Genomic DNA, 17,693 nt, shown 5'->3' with positions numbered 1-17,693 from the left:
GACGGCCGGCTTGCCCGCTCTTTGAGGATGCACCCGCGATGGCCCAGGACACCCCTCCCCCCGTCGAGCCCGAACACCTCGACCGGCTCCGCTCCGACCTGCTCGAATCGGCCCGCCTGCTGCGAGACGCCCACCACCTCGACCCGGAGGAGCGCGGCCGCCTGGCGGAGCTGATCGACGAGCTGGGCCAGGCCCTCGACCCCAACGCCCCCCCCGAGACCGCCGCCCACCTGGCCACCAGCGCCTCGGCCCTGGCCCGGGCGCTGCACGAGCACCGCGACGAGGGGTTCCTCTCGACCACCCGGGCCCGGCTCGACGAGGCCGCCGCCCACGCCGAGGCCGAGGCCCCCTTCGCCACCCAGGTCGTCCGCCGCTTCCTCGACCTGCTGGCCCAGATCGGCATCTGAGCGCCGCCCCGATTTGCCGGTACCCGACGCTCGCCCGCCGCGGGATCGTCCGTTAGACTGCACTTCGCACCTCGGGCAGCGGCTTCGACACACCCCATCCTGGACGACCTAGCCAACGCGGCCGGCGGACCGGCCGCAAGAGACGAGACGAAGGGACGATCGGCGCATGGCGGCATCAGCCCAGCAGGCGAAGACAGTCGAGATCGGCGGCGTGACCCTCCACCTCAGCGCCCCCGACACGACCGAGCAGGAATGGATCGGCCAGGACGAGATCCTCCGCCAACTCTCCGCCTGCTGGCTGATGGTCGACCCGAAGGACCTGCCCCTCTCCCCCCGTCTCGTCGGGCCCCCCGGCATCGGCAAGACGACGCTGGCGATGGCCGCCGCCAAGCTGCGCAAGCAGGCGCTCTACATCAACCAGTGCACGGCCGACACCCGGCCGGAAGACTTACTCGTCACCCCGGTCCTCTCCGAGCAGGGCAAGATCTCGTACCACGCTTCCCCCCTGGTCACGGCGATGATCGTCGGCGGCGTCTGCGTGCTCGACGAGGGGAACCGGATGAACGAGAAGTCGTGGGCGAGCCTCGCCCCCCTGCTCGACCACCGCCGCTACGTCGAGAGCATCATCGCCGGCATCACCATCAAGGCGCACCCCGAGTTCCGCTGCTGCGTGACCATGAACGAGGACGAGTCGACCTACGAGGTGCCCGACTACATCCTCAGCCGGCTCCAGCCGCAGCTCGCCCTCGGCTTCCCCGAGCGCGACGACGAGATGGCGATCCTCAAGTACCACCTCCCCTTCGCCGCCTCCGAGCTGCTCGAAATCACCGTCGACTTCCTGCAGAAGGCCCACGAGCTCCGGCTCGACTTCTCCCCCCGCGACGGCATCAACATCCTCCGCTTCGCCATCAAGCGGATGGCCCAGGACCCCGACCACCCCCTCGGCCGCGATCGCGCCTGGGCCGAGGCGATCCTCTGCGTCCTCGGCGAGGAGGCGGCCGACCTCGACGCCCTCGCCCACCGCCGTCGCCGCGCCCTCGGCGGCCAGGCCACCCCGATGGGCCTCGGCGACCTCTTCTTCTCCCCCGACGACCCGCTCCACCCCGACGCCGACTACGAGGACGACGACGACGACGACGACGAGGAGGACGACGACGATGTCTACTGAGGCCCGCCCGCACCTGCCTCCGTCGGACGATGTCCAGGACACCCTGGCACTCCCCCCGACCGCCTCCCCCGGGCCGGAGGGCGACCTGCCGATGTCGAACCCCTCCCCCCTGACGCTCTGCTTCGCCCCCGAAGTCGAATTGACCGACGACCTGTTCTGGAAGATCTGCGCGGCCAACCCCGAGCTTCGCCTGGAGCGGACCGCCGAAGGGAACCTGGAAATCATGTACCCGGCCGGCGGCGAATCCTCTCGGCAGAACTTCACGCTCGCGATGAGACTCGGTGTCTGGAACGAGGGCCGAGGTGAGGACGCGGGAGTCTGCTTCGATTCCTCCGCCGGCTTCAAACTCCCGAGCGGGGCGACAAAGGGCCCCGATGCCTCCTGGATCGCCCGCGACCGCTGGCTCGCCCTGACGCCCGAGCAACGCCGCGTCTTCCCCCCCATCTGCCCCGACTTCGTCGCCGAGCTGCGTTCCCCCTCCGACGCGAAGCGGAAGCTCCGCGACAAGCTCCGGGAATACCTCGCCAACGGCGCCCGGCTCGGCTGGCTGATCGACCCGCTCGACGGGACGGTCGAACGCTATCGGCCCGGCCAGGAACCCGAAACCTTGACCCGGCCCGAGCGCCTCGACGGCGGCGACGTGCTGCCCGGCTTCGTCCTCGACCTGAGTGGCATCCTGTTCGAGTGAGGCTCCGCGTCACGACACGCTCGGATGATGCAACCGAGGAGGATCGAACCCGACTATGCCCCGCGTCGAACCGCTTCCCCCGCTCGGGAACATCTACAACGTCTCGGCCGAGGAATACCAAGTCGGCGTACTGCCCGAGGAGCGGGAGGACGAGGACGCGTTCGGTGACTCGATCGTCTGGAGCGTCGCCGAATTGCCCCCGGTCGGTGCGCAGGAGCAGGAGCGCCGCCTGCTGGTCCCCCGTCTCCGGGACTTGATCACGCGGTTCCTGATCGACGTGGGATTGCCCGAAGTCAATGACGTCCGTCGGCCCGTCTTCGGAACATTCGCGATCGGAGAATCCACGGACACGCGCGAGCTGGGGTTCTACCTCGACCATCCCCGGGCGATCACGCCCGAACTCATCCGCCGAATCCAGCGGTTGCTCGCCGAATCCTTCCCGCTCTGGCGGGTCAATGCGATGCATGAACACCTCGTTCTCGGGATATATCCCGAAGGGATCCGGGTCGGTGAGTTCGACGATGGTTTCTGGAAGGACGATGGACTCGTTCACGGGACGATGACCGACGACGACCCGTTGTACCAGAAGTGGGTATCCCGGGTCCGAGAGCACCACGAACATCGCTACGGCCCGCTCCGCCGTCAGATTGCTGCCCTGGAAGCGATGATCCCGGCGGCCCGATCGGTTGCATTGCGCGACGGATTCACGACACTGCTCGGCTTCGATCGTCATTGCCATCACGTGCAGGGTGTCCCGATCCTCTGGATCGTGGGAGACCATGACCGGCTTCGGTCCAGGGAGGACGATCTCAGGATCAACGGGGAATCGCCGGAGTACGCACCCGTCGAGGAGTACAAGCTCCTCGACGACGGCACCCTGAGGCCCAACGACTCGTCACAGAAGCGGCCTCGGATGATCGTTCAGGCGTATTTCCCCAACCGGCCGGCCGCGCACTATGAGTTCTCGCTCTCGAAGGCCGACGGTTCATTGCTTCAGCATCAGATCGACCGCATCATCACCGACGAGGAACTCCTGCATCGAGGATTCGCGTAACCGAGGCCCCTCACAGAACCCAAGGTCCGCCATCCCATGAGTGGGGAACACCGAGCACATTCCGACGACGTCCTCGCCATCGGGCCGAAGATCCGGGCCTTGCCGATCATCCACGGCTCGGGAGACTGCGCCATCCGGGTCCGGGAAGAATTGCTGGCGCACCCGTATGATTGCCTGGCGATCCCCTTGCCCCCGTCCTTCCGGGACGAGGTGGAGGAGGCGGTCGACGCCCTGCCGTCGATCTCGGTCGTCCTGCAACGCGACGCGGAGGGGGAGACCGGCGGATTCACGTACGTGCCGATCGACCCCTGCCAGCCGGTCATCGCGGCCATCCGCACGGCGATGGGAGAGCGCATTCCCCGTGCGTTCGTCGATCGGGAATCCCCCCGGTTCGAAGGGCGGACCGGCTACTACCCCGACCCGTACGCCCTGAAGCGGGTCCGGGTCGAGGGGTTCGCCGCCGCCATGCTCCCGTCCATCCCCCCGCCCGACCCGGACGGCCCCGAGGCGGCCCGGTTCGCCTGGATGGCCGCGAAGCTGCGCGAGCTGGAACAAGAGCACAACTCCATTTTATTTGTCTGCTCGCTCATGGATTGGCCCTGGGTCCGCGACGCCTACCGCCGCCAGGACGAGGCCCCGCAACCGGAGTGGTTCCTGCCGCAGATGAGGACCTGCCGGGTCGACCCGCAGACCTTGATCTTCCTGCTCGGGGAATTGCCCTTCATCTCCGGCCTGTACGAGCGCGGCCGGCGCGAGCTGACCGATGACGAGAACCTCTCCGTCGACGGCGTGAAAGAAATGGCCCTGGCCGCCCGGGAACGGCTCTCGAAGGATCGGCCGAAGGTCGCGCACCGGATCACCCCCCAGTTGCTCTCGGTCTACATCCGATACGTCCGCAACCTCTCCCTCATCGAACAACGCCTGACTCCTGATCTGTACTCGCTCGTCATCGCGGCGAAGCAGACGGCAGGAGACGACTTCGCCCTGGCGATCGGCGAGGTCGCCCGAGCGTATCCCTACGCCGAGGTCTTCGACCGGGGCGAGCGCCCCTGGTGGTGGGACGAGCCGAACCTCCGCATGGGAGACGGCCGCGCCGAGGTCCCCGCCTGGGGCACCGCCGCCTTGACCAGCCGCCTGCCCGGCCAGGCGATCTCCTGGCGATCGTGCGAGCTGCGCCCGAAACCGGACGAGCCGGACCAGAAGAAATGGAAGCAGCGATGGAACCCGTACGGGATGTGCTCCTGGCCCCCCGAGGACCATCGCATCGAGAGCTTCCAGCGACACGTGGCCGAGCAGGCCCGGGCGATCCTGGGGGCCGACCTCGCCCGCTCCGAGAAATTCACCACGAGCGTCCGCGACGGCATCGACATCCGCGAGACCCTGAGGAACGCTCATAAAGGCGACCTTTATGTCAAGGTCATCCCCCCCAGCCGGGGGTCGATCGACGCCGTCGTCTTCCTGTTCGACGTCCCGGCCGACCCGAGCGTTTATGTCCATCGCGCCACCTGGTTCGCCGAGCACGCCGAGGAATCGACCCTCGCCTTCTTCGCCACCGACCCCATGCAGAACATGATCGGCCCGGGGATCGCCCAGGCCGAATACGGCGGCGCCCTGTTCCTCTACCCGCCCCGATTGATCCCGGACGTCTGGGAAGACCCTCGGCTCGACCGGCTCGAGACCCTGGAGGAACGCCTGCTCGGCGGCGCCCTCCTACACAGCAAGGAACGCCACGTCGCCCTGGTCAGCCCGAAGCCGCCGCCGGCCGCCTGGCGACGCCTGGCCCGCCGCCACGGCCGCAAGCTCATCCACCTCCCCATCAAACGATTCAGCGGCCAACTGCTGGAGCGCCTCCGCACCTTCCACGTGCTCAACGGCAAGCATGTACGCTCGTACGCGGCCGACTTCATCCGAGACATGTGACGCACGCCGATGCCTGCCGGTCCGACTTCGAGATCAAGGGGAAGCCAATGGGGATGATGATTCACGGGATCGCGATCCTTCTCGTCTCGGCCCCGATCGCCGACGACGAGGCCACCGCGGCCCAGGCCGATGCGTTCTCCTCGGAGAAATACGGAATCACTTGCCCACTTTCCCCGGCCTGGGACGTGGTCATCCGAGAGCGCGACGACCTGATCTTCGTCGCCCGGGTCCCCCAGGCCGATCCCGACCGACCGGGCGCCGTCGGCTGCGAACTGGCCCTCGCCCCCGAATCGCTCGACGAGTACCGGACCCGCATCGACGCCAACGCCGAGCGCGGGCGCATCCCCGGCGAACTCGTCCGCAACGAACTGAGCGACCACGAGGGGGAGCCCCGCCTGATCACCGTCACCGAGTTCCGCCCCCCCTTCGGCGGCACCTGGCGGGAGACGACCGTCCGCCGCGTGGCCCATCGACAGATGTACGTCTTCAAGATCAACTCCAACCTCGACGACCCCGGCCACGACGAGACGTTCGCCGCCTTCGAGGCGATGGTCGATCGCGCCTCCTTCTCCCCGCCCGACACCGGCGCGACCCGCGACGACCAGGACGATACCAACCGCTGGATTCAGAATGAGTTCAAATTCAGCATCGACCTCCCCGACCAGTGGCAACCCGCCCTGGCCCCCAGCCAGCTCGCCTTGCTCTTCGCCAATGGCCCGGCCTTCGGCATCTGGTCCGACAATTTCCTGGTCATCGCCCGGCCTTCCGAGCGGTTCGACCCCGATCGGCTCGTCCAGGACATCCCCGCCCTGCTGCAACGCGAGGAACCGGGGTGCGAGGTCCTCTCGTGCCAGGTCGTCGACCAGCCCGGCGCCGGCCCGGCCGTCGAGACCGTCGTCCGGACCCAGCGGGGCTCCTTCTCGATGACCGTCCTGGAACGCCGCTTCCAGGGCGACCGCTTCTCCTACGAGGCGAAATTCACCCTCGAATCGAAACGGTTCGACGACCTCGCCCCGGAACTCCGCCGATGCCTCGACAGCTTCTCCGAGGAGCCGGGCGAGGTGCGCGCCGCCCGGCCGGGGATCGCAGGCTGATCGCCTTTTCTCTAGATCGGAGCATAATCGGATGCGATACGGTGTTTCGCTTGCTGTCCTGGTCGCCTGCCTCGGCGTGTCCCGGGCGCCGGCCGAGGCGGCCGACCTCCGGGCCGGGGTCGCGGCCCTCGACATCTCCCCGGAGACCCTCCCCGCCATCATCAACGGCGGCTTCCTGAGGAGGGACGCCGACCAGGTCCGCGACCCCCTGTTCGCCCGGGCCTTCGTCCTCGACGACGGCCAGACCCGGATCGCCCTCTGCATTGTTGATACGTGCATGATGCCCCGCGAGCTGATCGACGAGGCCAAGGCCCGGGCCAGCGACCGCGCCGGCATCCCCGCCGATCGGATGCTGGTCTCGGCCACCCACACCCACACCGCCCCCGCGGCCATGGGATGCCTCGGCTGCCCGGTCGACCCGGCCTATGCCGCGTCGCTCCCCTCGAAGATCGCCGAGGCCATCGTCACGGCCGCCGACCGCCTCGAACCGGCCAAGCTCGGCGCGGCGGTCGTCGACGACTTCGATCATACGTTCTGCCGTCGATGGATTTATCGGTCCGACCGCATGCTCACCGACCCCTTCGGCCACCCGACCGTCCGCGCCAACATGCACCCGGGGCACCAGAACCCCGACGCCATCGGCCCTTCCGGCCCGGTCGACCCCGCGCTCTCGGTCCTCGCCATCCAGGCCGCCGACGGGACGCCGATGGGCGTCCTCGCCAACTATTCGATGCACTACTACGGCACCGACGCCATCTCCTCCGACTACTTCGGCCGGTTCGCCTCCACCGTGGCCGAGGCCCTCGGCGGCGGTGAAAACCTTGTCGTCTCCATGTCGCAAGGCACCAGCGGCGACCTGATGTGGATGGACTACGGCTCCCCGACTCCCGATCGCGACGTAATCGCCTACGCCGATGCCGTGGCCGAGGTCGCGCTCGGCGCCCTTCAAAACATCACCTATCGATCCGACATCACCCTGGCCATGGCCGAGGCCACCCTCACGCTCGGTCGCCGCCTGCCCGACGACGACCGCCAGGCCTGGGCCCGCTCGGTCCGTTCGCAGATGGAATCGGAAGAACCCCGGGCCATCCCCGAGGTCTACGCCCTGGAACAGTTCCACCTGCTCGACGTCCCCGAGCGCGAGCTGAAGCTCCAGGCCCTCCGCATCGGCGACCTCGGCATCACGGCCATCCCGAACGAGGTCTACGGCATCACCGGCCTGAAGCTGAAGGCGGCCAGCCCCCTGCCGATCACCATGAACATCGAGCTGGCCAACGGCGCCGACGGCTACATCCCCCCCCCCGAGCAGCATGCCCTCGGCGGTTACACCACCTGGCCGGCCCGGACGGCGGGCCTCGAAGTCCAGGCCGAGCCGAAGATCGTCGCCTCCCTGGTCAAGCTGCTCGAAGAGGTCTCCGGCAGCTCCCGGCGAGCCGCCCGTCCTCAAGGGGGTTCGTACGCCCAAGCGGTCGTCGGGCTCGGCCCGATCGCCTACTACCGCCTCGACGAGCTGGACGGCGACCGGCCGACCAACATCACCGGCGCCGCCCCCGCCCGCGTCGAGCCGGGCATCGCCCTGGCCCTGACCGGCCCCGGAGGCCCCGCCTTCCTCGGCCCCGACGACCGGGGGCCGAACCGCGCCATCCACTGCGCCGGCGGCCGGCTCGTGGCCGACTCGATCGAACTGGAAGACGCCTACAGCCTCTCCTTCTGGTTCTGGAACGGCCTGCCGCACGACGCCCGGGCCATCACCGGGTACCTGGCGTCGGTCGGCCCCCAGGGCACTCCCAAAACCCCCGGCGACCACCTGGGGATCGGCGGCACGCATCACGACCTCCAGCCCGGCCGCCTCTTCGTCTTCAACGGCTATGAGGCGAGCGACCTGCGCGTCGGCCGGAGCGAATTACCGAGAGGGGAATGGTGCCACGTCGTCCTCGTCCGCGACGGCGACCGCGTCCGCGTCTTCCTCAATGGCGATCCCGAGCCCGAGATCGACGCCCAGCTCCCCGTCACCCGCGCCGAGGCCGAGGACGTGCTCGTGCTCGGGGGCCGGAGCGACGGGTTCGCCGGCCTGGAAGGGAAGCTCGACGAGGTGGCCGTCTTCGACCGGGCCTTGTCGGCCGAGGAGGCCGCATCCCTCTTCGTCATAACCACTTCGGGCCAAGCAGACTGACCCAGACGCGTCCCCGGGCGCGAGTCGCCTCCGATCCGATCGCGGCGGCGAGGCACGTCAAGCCCGCCGCCCCCCACCCCGGCCCCCTTACCATCGAGCCGATCCACTCATGGGACAGCTTCCCAACCCGTTGACCGTCCGCAAGGCCGACCACCCCATCGAGCCGCTCTTCCTCAAGCGCTGGTCCCCCCGCGCCATGACGGGCGAGCCGATCACCGCCGCCGAGCTGAATCGGCTCTTCGAGGCCGCGCGCTGGGCCCCCTCCACCCGCAACGAGCAGGAATGGCGTTTCCTCTTCGCCCACAACGGATCGGCCCACTGGCAGACCTTCTTCGACCTGCTCGCGGCGGGCAACCGGGGCTGGTGCGAGAAGGCGTCGGTCCTGGTCGTCGTGGTCGCCCACAAGTTCTTCTCGAACACCGGGGCGCCCAACCCGGTCCATCTGTATGACGCCGGGGCCGCCTGGCAGAACCTGGCCCTGCAAGGCGCGGCCATGGGCCTGGTCGTGCACGGCATGGCCGGGTTCGACTACGAGAAGGCGCGGACCGCGCTCCAGGTCCCCGAGGACTTCGACGTGGCCGCCATGATCGCCCTCGGCCGCCCCGGCGACCCGGACACCCTCCCCGACGACCTCCGCCGCCGCGAGGTCCCCTCCGACCGCCGCCCCGTCGGGCAGAGCGTCTGCGAGGGGCCGTTCGCCTTCTGACGCCCCGGCTCTCGGCCGCCGGCCACCCGGCCCGGGACGAAAGAGCGGTCCCCCCGCCCCCAAGATTGCGTCGACTCTCCGGGGAGCCCTTGTCTTGCCGGCCCGTCTTCCCGAAGATTGAATTGTGAAGCGATCGTGTTGCTGATTCCGAACAGGTCCGCGCGGGAGGAGGCCGGATGGATTCCACGACCAAGCCGGCCAGCTCATCCCTCACCATCCTGGCCACGCTCGCCGTCATCGCCGCGCTCTACTTGCTCAAGCCCATCCTGGTCACGATCGCCTTGGCGATCCTGCTGACCTCCTTGCTGTCGCCGGCGACCCACCTGCTGCGGAAACTCCTGCCGGTCGGCCCCTTCGGCGCCGCGGTCATCCTGTTCCTGCTCCTGGCCGTGGCCGGGCTGTACGCGGCCAGCCTGACCGCCGAGAGCCTCGTCCAGGCCGCCGCGACCTTCCCGGCCGACGTGGAACGCCTGGCCTCGAAGGTCAGCGACCTGATCAACGAGGCCGGCAAGGACCACCCCTATCTCGCCAACGTCCTGCCCGAGCCGGGCACGATCGACATCCTCGGCTATACCAATCGCGAGCTGCTGCTCAACTCCCTGAACTACCGGCTCTCCGACCTGACCACCTGGGTCGGCTACGGGGTGATCGTCCTCTTCCTCGTCCTCTTCCTGCTGGCCGAGGGGGACGCCCTCGTCCCGCGGCTGGTCCACCTGATCTCGGTCGAGTCCGGCGAGTCGAAGGCGGTCGAGCGCACCCTGAAGAACCTCACGCGCAAAATTCGGGCGTATCTGCTCGCCCGGACCGTCCTGAACATCGGCCTGGGGGTGGCCACGGCCGCCTCCCTGATGCTGCTGGGGATCGAGTTCGCCGTGGCGCTCGGGGTGTTCGCCGCGGTGACGAAATACATCCCCTACGTCGGCAGCGTGGCCGGGGGCGGGCTGGCGGTCCTGGTCACGCTCGGCCAGCGCGGCTCCATCGCCGACGGCCTGATCGTCGCCTCGGTCTTCCTGGTCATCGTCACCGTCGAGGGCTACCTGGTCATGCCCTACGTCATGGGCCGGTCGCTCGACCTCAACGGCACGACGGTCCTCATCTCCTGCCTGTTCTGGGGGTTCCTCTGGGGCATGATGGGCCTGATCCTGGCCATCCCCATCACCGTCAGCCTGAAGCTGGTCTTCCACCACGTCCCCTCGCTCCGCCACTGGGCCGACCTCATGAGCCTGGCGGAATCCTCGCCCGAACACGACGCGGCCGACGAACCCTCCGCCGTCTCCCCGACCGCGCGCCGGTGGCTGCTGGCCCGGAGGTCGAATCCCAACTGATCCGATCGATCCACCCACCCGACCGCCCGAGACGCAGGAGTCTCGGGCCCCGTTCCCCCGACCCGAGGAGACCGATCCCGTGACCATCACGCTCGAATACTGCGCCCTCTGAAACTACGAGCCCCAGGCCCTCAGTCTGACGGCCCTGCTGCTCCCCCGCTTCAAGCGACGGATCGAACGGCTGACCCTCGTCCCCTCGAAGGGGGGGTGTTTCGAGCTGACCGTGGGCTCGACCCTCGTCTACTCGAAGCTCGAGACCGGCCAGTTCCCGGACGAGACCACGCTGATCGAGGAGGTCGATCGCCTGCTCCCTCGCTGAGCAACCGGCGCACTCGGCCGACCGACGACCCGACCCTTTTTGTTCGCCCCAATGCCGGGACCACCGGCCGCGGAGCCCCTTGAGCCAGCCATGTTCGGACGACAGAAACGCCTGACCGACTACGCCAACTGCGCCGGGTGAGCAGGCAAGCTCTCCCCCGAGGGGATCGCGCAGGTCCTGCGCGGCTTGCCAACACCGACCCGACCCGCCGACCTGCTCGTCGCCACCGAAACGTGCGACGACGCGGGCGTGTATCGCATTGCGCCCGACCTGGCCCTGGTCCAGACCGTCGACTTCTTCCCCCCCCTGGTCGACGACCCATACGTCTTCGGCCAGATCGCCGCCGCGAACGCACTCTCAGATGTCTATGCGATGAACGGCAGACCCTTGACGGTCCTGAACATCGCCGCCTTCCCGGACGACCAGCTCCCCCTGGAGATCCTCGGGCAGATCATCGCCGGGGCCGGGGAACGGGTGGCGGCGGCCGGGGCCTCGGTCGTCGGCGGGCACACCGTCCGCGATGCCGAGATCAAGTTCGGCCTGAGCGTCACCGGCCTGGTCCACCCGGACGACGTCTTGACCAACGCCGGGGCCCGGCCGGGCGACCTGCTGGTGCTGACCAAGCCGCTCGGCACCGGCTTCGTCACCACCGCCGCCAAGAAGGACCGTTGCCCGGCCGAGGTGCTCGACCGCGCCATCGCCGGCATGATCCGCCTGAACGCCGACGCGATCGAGGCCGGCCGCGCCTCCGGCGGCATCCATGCCCTGACCGACGTCACCGGCTTCGGCCTCGCCGGGCACGCCGCCGAGATGGCCGACGGCTCCGGCGTCACCATCGAGCTCGACCTCGATGCCCTCCCTGTGATCGAAGGGGCCGAACCCCTGGCCGTCCCCAAAAACTTCACCCGGGCCAGCGCCACCAATCGCGCGTTCCTCTCCGGTCGGCTCGACCTCCCGCCCGATCTCGAATCCGCCCGCCTCGAATTCGCGTTCGACGCCCAGACCTCGGGCGGCCTGCTCCTGGCCGTCGATCCGGCCCATCTCAATTCCTTGATCCGGGAATTGAACCAGCGGGAGACGCTGGCCGCCGCCCTCATCGGCCGGGTGGTCTCCCGGGTCGATGGCATCGCGATCCGCCTCGGCCGACACTCCGTGTAGTACCGCTTCCCGTCAACCCTGGTGGGCTCCGGGTGCCCTTGGTTCCGCGCTGCGGACCCCGGGCCGGAGGGCGACAGGCCCAAGTAACTCCGCCCGGGGTCCGCCGCGCGGAACCCGGGGCACCCGCCGAATCACCGTGAATCCACCGATTCCGACGGGACCCGGGAGTAGGGTGCCGTCGAGTCTTCGAAGACGCACCTCCCCGGCACTCGTTGCGGCGTCGACTCACCCTCGGCAGGACCGCCAATCCCAGGCCAAACGTGCTGCGATCCTCGGTCCACGCTTGACGCCGCCGACCCGAGCGGCCATCGTCATGGCTCTTGACGACGGCCTGGCCGGTTCCCGGACGACTGACTGACTCACTGACTGGTTGGAGGGGCTGATGCGAGACGACCTGACCCGTCGAGGATTCCTGAACGCCGCGAGCCTCTCGGTCATGCTGCCCGCCGCGGGGGCCGCCGCCGCGGCCGACCGGCCCAGCCCCGCCGCGATCCCTCACGCGCTGGGCGGCCCCGCTCCTGAACCGAAGCAAGGCCGCCTGAAGGTCGCCGCCCTGGCATCAACGTACTATTACCTCTCTCACGCCTATCATATCGTCGGACGATTCCTCGACGGATTCGTCGTGCACGACGGCCGCGGGCACTACCGGCCCGATGTCGAGGTCAGCAGCCTCTACATCGAGCAGTTCCCGGGCGGGGTCGCCCCCTCGGGGGTCGGCGATCTCGGCCGCGCCAAGGCCGAGCAGTACGGCGTCCGGCTCAGCCCGACGATCGAGGATGCCTTGACGCTCGGCTCGGGAGACCTGGCGGTCGATGCCGTGCTGCTGATCGCCGAGCACGGCGATTACCCGATCAACGCGAAGCTCCAGAAGCTCTACCCGCGAGGTGCCTACTTCCGCGAGGTGCTCGACGTCGTCCGCCGCTCGGGTCGCGGGGTGCCGGTCTTCATCGACAAGCACCTCTCCTACGATCGGTCGGAGGCGGCCGAGATGGTCGCCTCGGCCCGGGAACTCGGGGTGCCGCTCATGGCCGGTTCGAGCCTGCCCGTCACCTGGCGGCTGCCGCACCTGGAGGTCCCCCTGGGCAAGACCTGGAACGATGCCCTGGTCGCCTCTCGCGGCGAGATCGAGATCTTCGGATTCCACGCCCTCGAAACCCTCCAGTGCATGGTCGAACGCCGCGACCGGCAGGGGAAGCCCCAGGGGGTCGTGGCCGTCACCTACCTCGAAGGTGACGCCGTCTGGGAGGCGGGCGACGCGGGCCGCTGGTCGTGGGACCTGCTCGACGAGGCATTGAGCCGCAGCTACACCCGGAACCCCGGCGACGTCCGGCAGAACACCCGCGACTTCGTCCACCCCGCAGGCCGGCCGACCTTCCTCCAGCCGGTCGCCTTCCTGGTCGAATACGCCGACGGCTTCCAGGGGACCGTCCTCATCCTCAACGGCCACGTCGACGACACGACCATCGCCGCTCGGGTCGCGAACGACGACGGCACGCCCACCGACGTCTCCACGCTTGTCTACCTCCCCGCCCCGCCCGGCGCCGACTTCTTCACTCCCCTGGTCCTGCGGATCGAGGACTTCTTCCGGACCGGCCGGCCCCCCTACCCCGCCGAGCGCACCCAGTTGACCGGCGGCATCCTCGACGTCGCCCTGGAGAGCCGGATCCGCGGTTCGGTACGCATCGAAACCCCCGAACTGGCCTCCATCGACTACGACGCCCCCGAGGATTCCGGCTTCCTCCGCGCCCCGGTCGCCAACCCCAGGCCGAACGCCTGGGAGTGACCACGGCGAGCGACCCCATCCGTCAGCGGGTCATCTTCCGCTGGCGGCGGCCGCCGACGAAGCTGTCGAAGACGTACTTGCCCAGGTCGTCGGCCGAGCAGTAGGCGGCGACCCCCTGGGTGACGCGGGCCATCTCCTCGACGAAATTGACCAGGCCCAGATAGAAGTAATCTTCGATCAGTGCAAATGACGAGACGCGGATGCCGGCCGAGGCGCACCGCCTCGCCTCGGCCAGGGTGGCGGCGGCGGTCTTCTCGGCAGGGGGATAGATGAGCACGGCCTCGCGCCCCTCGATGTGGGCCGTCGGCTCGCCGTCGGTGATGACGATGATCTGCTTGTTCTCGGCCGCCTGCTTGCCCAGCATGTTCCGCGCCAGCTTCAGGCCGGCGTCGATGTTGGTGAAGTGCTGCACCTGCCTCGGGAGCGGCGCGTCGAGGCTGATCCTCAAATGCACCCGGGGGTCGAACAGGCCGACCGGCTTCGGGGCCGAGTTCAACAGTTCCCGCTCGGTCATCTTGCTGGCCAGGGTGTAGAACCCGACCATCTCCAGCGAGTCGGTCGGGTACTGCGCGCGGACCATCGCCTGCAAGGCCAGGGCGACCTTCTTGGTCATGCCGTACTTGCCGTACCGGCCCATCGAGCCGCTCATGTCGATCAGGACGACCGTGGCGGCGCGGGTCTGGTGCTCGGTCTCGTAGACGACCCAGTCGTCGCGCTCAACCCGGATCGGCACGCCCCCCCCCTGGCGGGTGTAGGCGTTCTTGATCGTCTCGTGCAGGTTCAGGTTGGCCAGGGAGTCGCCGTAGACATAAGGCCGCGAGTCCTCGTGCCGCACGGTGCCGTCCCCCTTGTGGGGGGAGTCGTGCTTGCCGATCGCGTCGCGGTTGAAGGTCTGGAACAGGTCGGTGAGCGCACTCTGCTGGATGCGTCGCAACCCTTTGGGGGCGACCACGAACTTCCCCTCGCGGTCCCGCTCGATCAAGCCTTCCTGCTGGAGCAAGTCCACGATCTCGGGGTTGTCGTCGTCGTCGAACCGGTCAAGCTGGCGGAGCACCTGGTCGCCATAATGCAGCAGGTACTCGCTCAGCTCGTCGAACGCCTTCTCCGCCGACTGGGGCCGGAACTCCTGCGACCCGTCCCACTTGGAGTATTCGTACTGGGGCATGGGGGCCTCATTGGTCCGCGGCCGAGGGGAGGGTCGAGGGATGCCGGCGTAATCAGATCAGCGTTCGTATGACGCCACGCCCGCCTTCACGTTCTTGTTCAAGCGGTTGTGCACATGAAGCCCTTCGAGGATGAACTCGGCCGAGGCGGCGATGGTGGCGTGGTGCAGGTCGGGGTCGGAGAGGTCGGGCAGGGAGTCCTTGGCCAGTTCCTCGGCCTTCTTGAGCAATCCCGGGATCTTCTCGATCCGCTTCAGGAGTTCCCGGGTCGGCAAGGTGTCGGCCAGTTCGACACCTCCTCCGTTGTCGAAGTGCTCGACCGCCGCCCGGAATTCCTTCGGGTTGAACCGCTCGGCGAAGACGTTCTTCACGGCCTCGCCCACGATCCGGCCGATGAGCACGTCCTCCGAGCCGTCGTCGTCGGCCATCGTCAGCTCGATCTTGCCCCGGGTGCTGGGGACGACGTGCGAGAGGTCGCCGATCCGGGGGACGACCCAAGGCTCCCGGTTCACCAAGGCCCGGCGTTCGGCGTTGGAGACGACGTTCTCCAGGTTGGCGATCGACATGCGGACCGAGACGCCCGACGCCTGGTTCACGTGCGACGAGGTCCGGGCCAGCCGGGCGGCCTCCTCGACCACCTCCTTCACGAAGAAGGGGACGGCCACCTGCTCGCCGACGCGGTCGACCCAGGCGTTCTGGTCGTTGATCGCGATGCCGACGTCCCGCGAGAGGGGGTAGTGGGTCCGGATGACCGAGCCGATCCGGTCCTTCAAGGGGGTGACGATCCGGCCGCGGTTGGTGTAGTCCTCCGGGTTGGCCGAGAAGACCATGCAGAGGTCCAGCTCCAGGCGGACCGGGTAGCCCCGGATCTGCACGTCCCGCTCTTCCAGGACGTTGAACATGCCCACCTGGATCTTGGGGGACAGGTCGGGCAGCTCGTTCATGCAGAAGATGCCGCGGTTCGTGCGGGGGATGAGGCCGAAGTGCATGGTCAGCTCGCTGGAGAGGTAGCGTCCCTCGGCGTGCTTAATCATGTCGATCTCGCCGATCAGGTCGGCGATGGTCACGTCCGGCGTGGCCAGCTTCTCCTGATAGCGCTGCTCGCGGCCGACCCAGGCGATCGGGGTGGCGTCTCCCAGGCTGTCGAGCTTGTCGCGGGCCTCGCGGCTGACGGGGTGATACGGGTGGTCGTTGACCTCCGAGCCGTCGACGATGGGGATGGCGTCGTCGAGCAGGCGGACGAGCTGCCGGAGCATCCGGGTCTTGGCCTGGCCCCTCGTGCCGAGGAAGAGCATGTCGTGCTTCGAGAGGATGGCGTTCTGGATCTGGGGGACGACCGTCTCCTCGTAGCCGAGGATCTCGGGGAACAACGGCTCCCCGCGGCGGATCATGGCGATGAGGTTGCGGCGCATCTCGTCCTTGACCGACTCGACGCGGTAGCCGCTCTGCTTCAACTCGCCCAGGGTCCGGGGTCGGTCAGATGCCATGGATGCAGCGTCCTTGGGGTCGGATCGGCGGGGGCAAGACGGGATGAAGGCGGGGGGGATTCGATCCCCGACCGCCCCTCCCAAGGATCATGCTAGGCGTGGCCTGGGCAGGCGTCAACGAGCGCCGGCGATTGAGCGGTGGTCGAGGGTCGTCTCGGTGTCGTCGCAGACCTCGACCAGCTCGGGCTCGACCTGGGTGTCGAACAGGCGGCTGACGCTCTCGCGCTGGTGGATGGAGAGGATGGCCTCGGCGAAGAGGCGGGAGACGCTGATCCGCCGGCAGTTCTCGGCCAGGGGCTCGGGCCAGTGGCCGATGGTGTCGGTCAGGACCAGTTGCTTGAGCGGGCTGTTGCAGATCTTCTCGGCCGAGCCCCGGGAGAAGACCCCGTGCGAGACGCAGGCGTAGACGTCCTGGGCTCCCCGGGCCTTGCAGGCGTGGGCCATCTCGATCAGGGTGCCGCCGGAGATGGTGAAGTCGTCGACGAGCAGGACGTTCTTGCCCTGGACGTTGCCGATGACGTCGAGGATCTCGGCCCGCTCCTCGTGGTCGGGCCGGTTCTTGTTGCCGATGACGAGGTCGCAATGCATCTGGTCGGCGTAGCGCTGGGCGGCCTTGGCGAAGCCGACGTCGGGGGCGGCGACGACGAGGTCGGGGATGTTCAGCTTGCGGAAGTAGGCGGTGAGGACGGGGCCGGCGTAGAGGTGGTCGACGGGGATCTTGAAGAACCCCTGGATCTGGGGGCTGTGCAGGTCCATCGTCAGGACGCGGTCGGCCCCGACGGCCTCGAGGGCATCGGCGATGACCCGGGCGCGGATCGAGACGCGGGGCTCGTCCTTCTTGTCCCCCTTGGCGTAGGAGAAGAAGGGGATGACGGCCGTGACCTGGGTGGCGCTGGCCCGCTTGAAGGCGTCGATCCAGAAGAGCAGCTCCATCAGGTTGTCGTTGACGGGCTGCTCGGTCCCCTGGACGATGTAGACGTCGCGGCCCCGGACGTTCTCCAGGACGCGGACGAAGATGTTCCCCTCGCTGAAGACCTTGGTCTCGGACTGGGCCAACGGGACGCCGAGGTGCCGGCAAATGGACTGGGCGAGGCCCCGGCTGGCGGACCCGGCGAAGATCTTCATCTCCCCGTAGGGGTCGCGGTCCTTGGACGACGCGGACGACGTGCAGATCAAGGAGCGGTCCATGACAGGGGGGACCTCGTGAGAGAGCCGGCCGACTGGATTGAGCAAAGACCGCCCGGTGAG

General features: G+C 68.5%; 13 protein-coding genes and 2 pseudogenes. 12 read left to right on the top strand and 3 right to left on the bottom strand.

Annotated elements, in window-relative coordinates; genetic code table 11:
- Window positions 1-38 precede the first annotated feature (38 nt).
- The 12 genes and pseudogenes from AB1L88_RS18875 (at window position 39) to AB1L88_RS18820 (ending at window position 13,795) form a co-directional block, all read left to right on the top strand.
- The gene (locus tag AB1L88_RS18875; protein WP_367098239.1) at window positions 39-407 is read left to right on the top strand and encodes a DUF4404 family protein; all 369 of its coding nucleotides are present in this window, start codon (window positions 39-41) and stop codon (window positions 405-407) included.
- Window positions 408-573: 166 nt separating this feature from the next.
- Window positions 574-1,575 (top strand): AAA family ATPase, encoded by a 1,002-nt coding sequence (locus AB1L88_RS18870; protein WP_367098238.1) that lies wholly within the window; start codon window positions 574-576, stop codon window positions 1,573-1,575.
- Entirely contained in the window at window positions 1,565-2,263 is a 699-nt protein-coding gene (locus AB1L88_RS18865) for a Uma2 family endonuclease (RefSeq protein WP_367098237.1), read from the top strand. Before AB1L88_RS18870 ends, AB1L88_RS18865 begins: the two co-directional genes overlap by 11 nt.
- 55 nt (window positions 2,264-2,318) lie before the next feature.
- Window positions 2,319-3,317, top strand: a complete 999-nt coding sequence (locus AB1L88_RS18860; protein ID WP_367098236.1) for a hypothetical protein — start codon at window positions 2,319-2,321, stop codon at window positions 3,315-3,317.
- Between the two features lie 36 nt (window positions 3,318-3,353).
- On the top strand, window positions 3,354-5,237 hold the full coding sequence (locus AB1L88_RS18855; RefSeq protein ID WP_367098235.1) for a hypothetical protein: 1,884 nt from the start codon (window positions 3,354-3,356) through the stop codon (window positions 5,235-5,237).
- 53 nt (window positions 5,238-5,290) lie between these two features.
- Window positions 5,291-6,331: a hypothetical protein gene (locus AB1L88_RS18850; RefSeq protein ID WP_367098234.1), complete on the top strand. Its 1,041-nt coding sequence runs from the start codon at window positions 5,291-5,293 to the stop codon at window positions 6,329-6,331.
- Window positions 6,332-6,362: 31 nt separating this feature from the next.
- Entirely contained in the window at window positions 6,363-8,504 is a 2,142-nt protein-coding gene (locus AB1L88_RS18845) for a LamG-like jellyroll fold domain-containing protein (protein WP_367098233.1), read from the top strand.
- A gap of 109 nt (window positions 8,505-8,613) precedes the next feature.
- Complete coding sequence (locus AB1L88_RS18840; RefSeq protein ID WP_367098232.1) at window positions 8,614-9,210, top strand: nitroreductase family protein; 597 nt, start codon at window positions 8,614-8,616, stop codon at window positions 9,208-9,210.
- Between the two features lie 176 nt (window positions 9,211-9,386).
- Window positions 9,387-10,535, top strand: coding sequence for an AI-2E family transporter (locus AB1L88_RS18835; RefSeq protein WP_367098231.1), 1,149 nt, complete (start codon window positions 9,387-9,389; stop codon window positions 10,533-10,535).
- A gap of 124 nt (window positions 10,536-10,659) precedes the next feature.
- A pseudogene (locus tag AB1L88_RS18830) lies at window positions 10,660-10,854 on the top strand (Rdx family protein); the annotation flags it as partial.
- A 147-nt stretch (window positions 10,855-11,001) separates the two neighbouring features.
- A pseudogene (selD, locus tag AB1L88_RS18825) lies at window positions 11,002-12,012 on the top strand (selenide, water dikinase SelD); the annotation flags it as partial.
- 382 nt (window positions 12,013-12,394) lie between these two features.
- Window positions 12,395-13,795 (top strand): hypothetical protein, encoded by a 1,401-nt coding sequence (locus tag AB1L88_RS18820; protein ID WP_367098230.1) that lies wholly within the window; start codon window positions 12,395-12,397, stop codon window positions 13,793-13,795.
- Between the two features lie 22 nt (window positions 13,796-13,817).
- Here AB1L88_RS18820 and AB1L88_RS18815 read toward each other — a convergent pair whose 3' ends face one another.
- From AB1L88_RS18815 to AB1L88_RS18805, 3 genes are all read right to left on the bottom strand, one after another.
- The gene (locus AB1L88_RS18815) at window positions 13,818-14,960 is read right to left on the bottom strand and encodes a VWA domain-containing protein (RefSeq protein WP_367098229.1); all 1,143 of its coding nucleotides are present in this window, start codon (window positions 14,958-14,960) and stop codon (window positions 13,818-13,820) included.
- 57 nt (window positions 14,961-15,017) lie between these two features.
- Entirely contained in the window at window positions 15,018-16,445 is a 1,428-nt protein-coding gene (locus tag AB1L88_RS18810; protein WP_367098228.1) for a sigma 54-interacting transcriptional regulator, read from the bottom strand.
- Window positions 16,446-16,559: 114 nt separating this feature from the next.
- Entirely contained in the window at window positions 16,560-17,633 is a 1,074-nt protein-coding gene (locus tag AB1L88_RS18805; protein WP_367098227.1) for a ribose-phosphate pyrophosphokinase, read from the bottom strand.
- Window positions 17,634-17,693: the final 60 nt, after the last annotated feature.

It is taken from the genome of Tautonia sp. JC769 (genome assembly GCF_040717455.1).
GTDB lineage: Bacteria > Planctomycetota > Planctomycetia > Isosphaerales > Isosphaeraceae > Tautonia.
The sequence above is the reverse complement of the archived record's forward strand: the minus strand, read 5'-3'. Positions and strand labels throughout refer to the sequence as shown.

Excerpts from the sequence above, each read along its gene's own strand:
- AB1L88_RS18875 (WP_367098239.1), top strand. The coding sequence starts at position 39 with ATGGCCCAGGACACCCCTCCCCCCGTCGAGCCCGAACACCTCGACCGG.
- AB1L88_RS18870 (WP_367098238.1), top strand. The coding sequence starts at position 574 with ATGGCGGCATCAGCCCAGCAGGCGAAGACAGTCGAGATCGGCGGCGTG.
- AB1L88_RS18865 (WP_367098237.1), top strand. The coding sequence starts at position 1,565 with ATGTCTACTGAGGCCCGCCCGCACCTGCCTCCGTCGGACGATGTCCAG.
- AB1L88_RS18860 (WP_367098236.1), top strand. The coding sequence starts at position 2,319 with ATGCCCCGCGTCGAACCGCTTCCCCCGCTCGGGAACATCTACAACGTC.
- AB1L88_RS18855 (WP_367098235.1), top strand. The coding sequence starts at position 3,354 with ATGAGTGGGGAACACCGAGCACATTCCGACGACGTCCTCGCCATCGGG.
- AB1L88_RS18850 (WP_367098234.1), top strand. The coding sequence starts at position 5,291 with ATGATGATTCACGGGATCGCGATCCTTCTCGTCTCGGCCCCGATCGCC.
- AB1L88_RS18845 (WP_367098233.1), top strand. The coding sequence starts at position 6,363 with ATGCGATACGGTGTTTCGCTTGCTGTCCTGGTCGCCTGCCTCGGCGTG.
- AB1L88_RS18840 (WP_367098232.1), top strand. The coding sequence starts at position 8,614 with ATGGGACAGCTTCCCAACCCGTTGACCGTCCGCAAGGCCGACCACCCC.
- AB1L88_RS18835 (WP_367098231.1), top strand. The coding sequence starts at position 9,387 with ATGGATTCCACGACCAAGCCGGCCAGCTCATCCCTCACCATCCTGGCC.
- AB1L88_RS18820 (WP_367098230.1), top strand. The coding sequence starts at position 12,395 with ATGCGAGACGACCTGACCCGTCGAGGATTCCTGAACGCCGCGAGCCTC.
- AB1L88_RS18815 (WP_367098229.1), bottom strand. The coding sequence starts at position 14,960 with ATGCCCCAGTACGAATACTCCAAGTGGGACGGGTCGCAGGAGTTCCGG.
- AB1L88_RS18810 (WP_367098228.1), bottom strand. The coding sequence starts at position 16,445 with ATGGCATCTGACCGACCCCGGACCCTGGGCGAGTTGAAGCAGAGCGGC.
- AB1L88_RS18805 (WP_367098227.1), bottom strand. The coding sequence starts at position 17,633 with ATGGACCGCTCCTTGATCTGCACGTCGTCCGCGTCGTCCAAGGACCGC.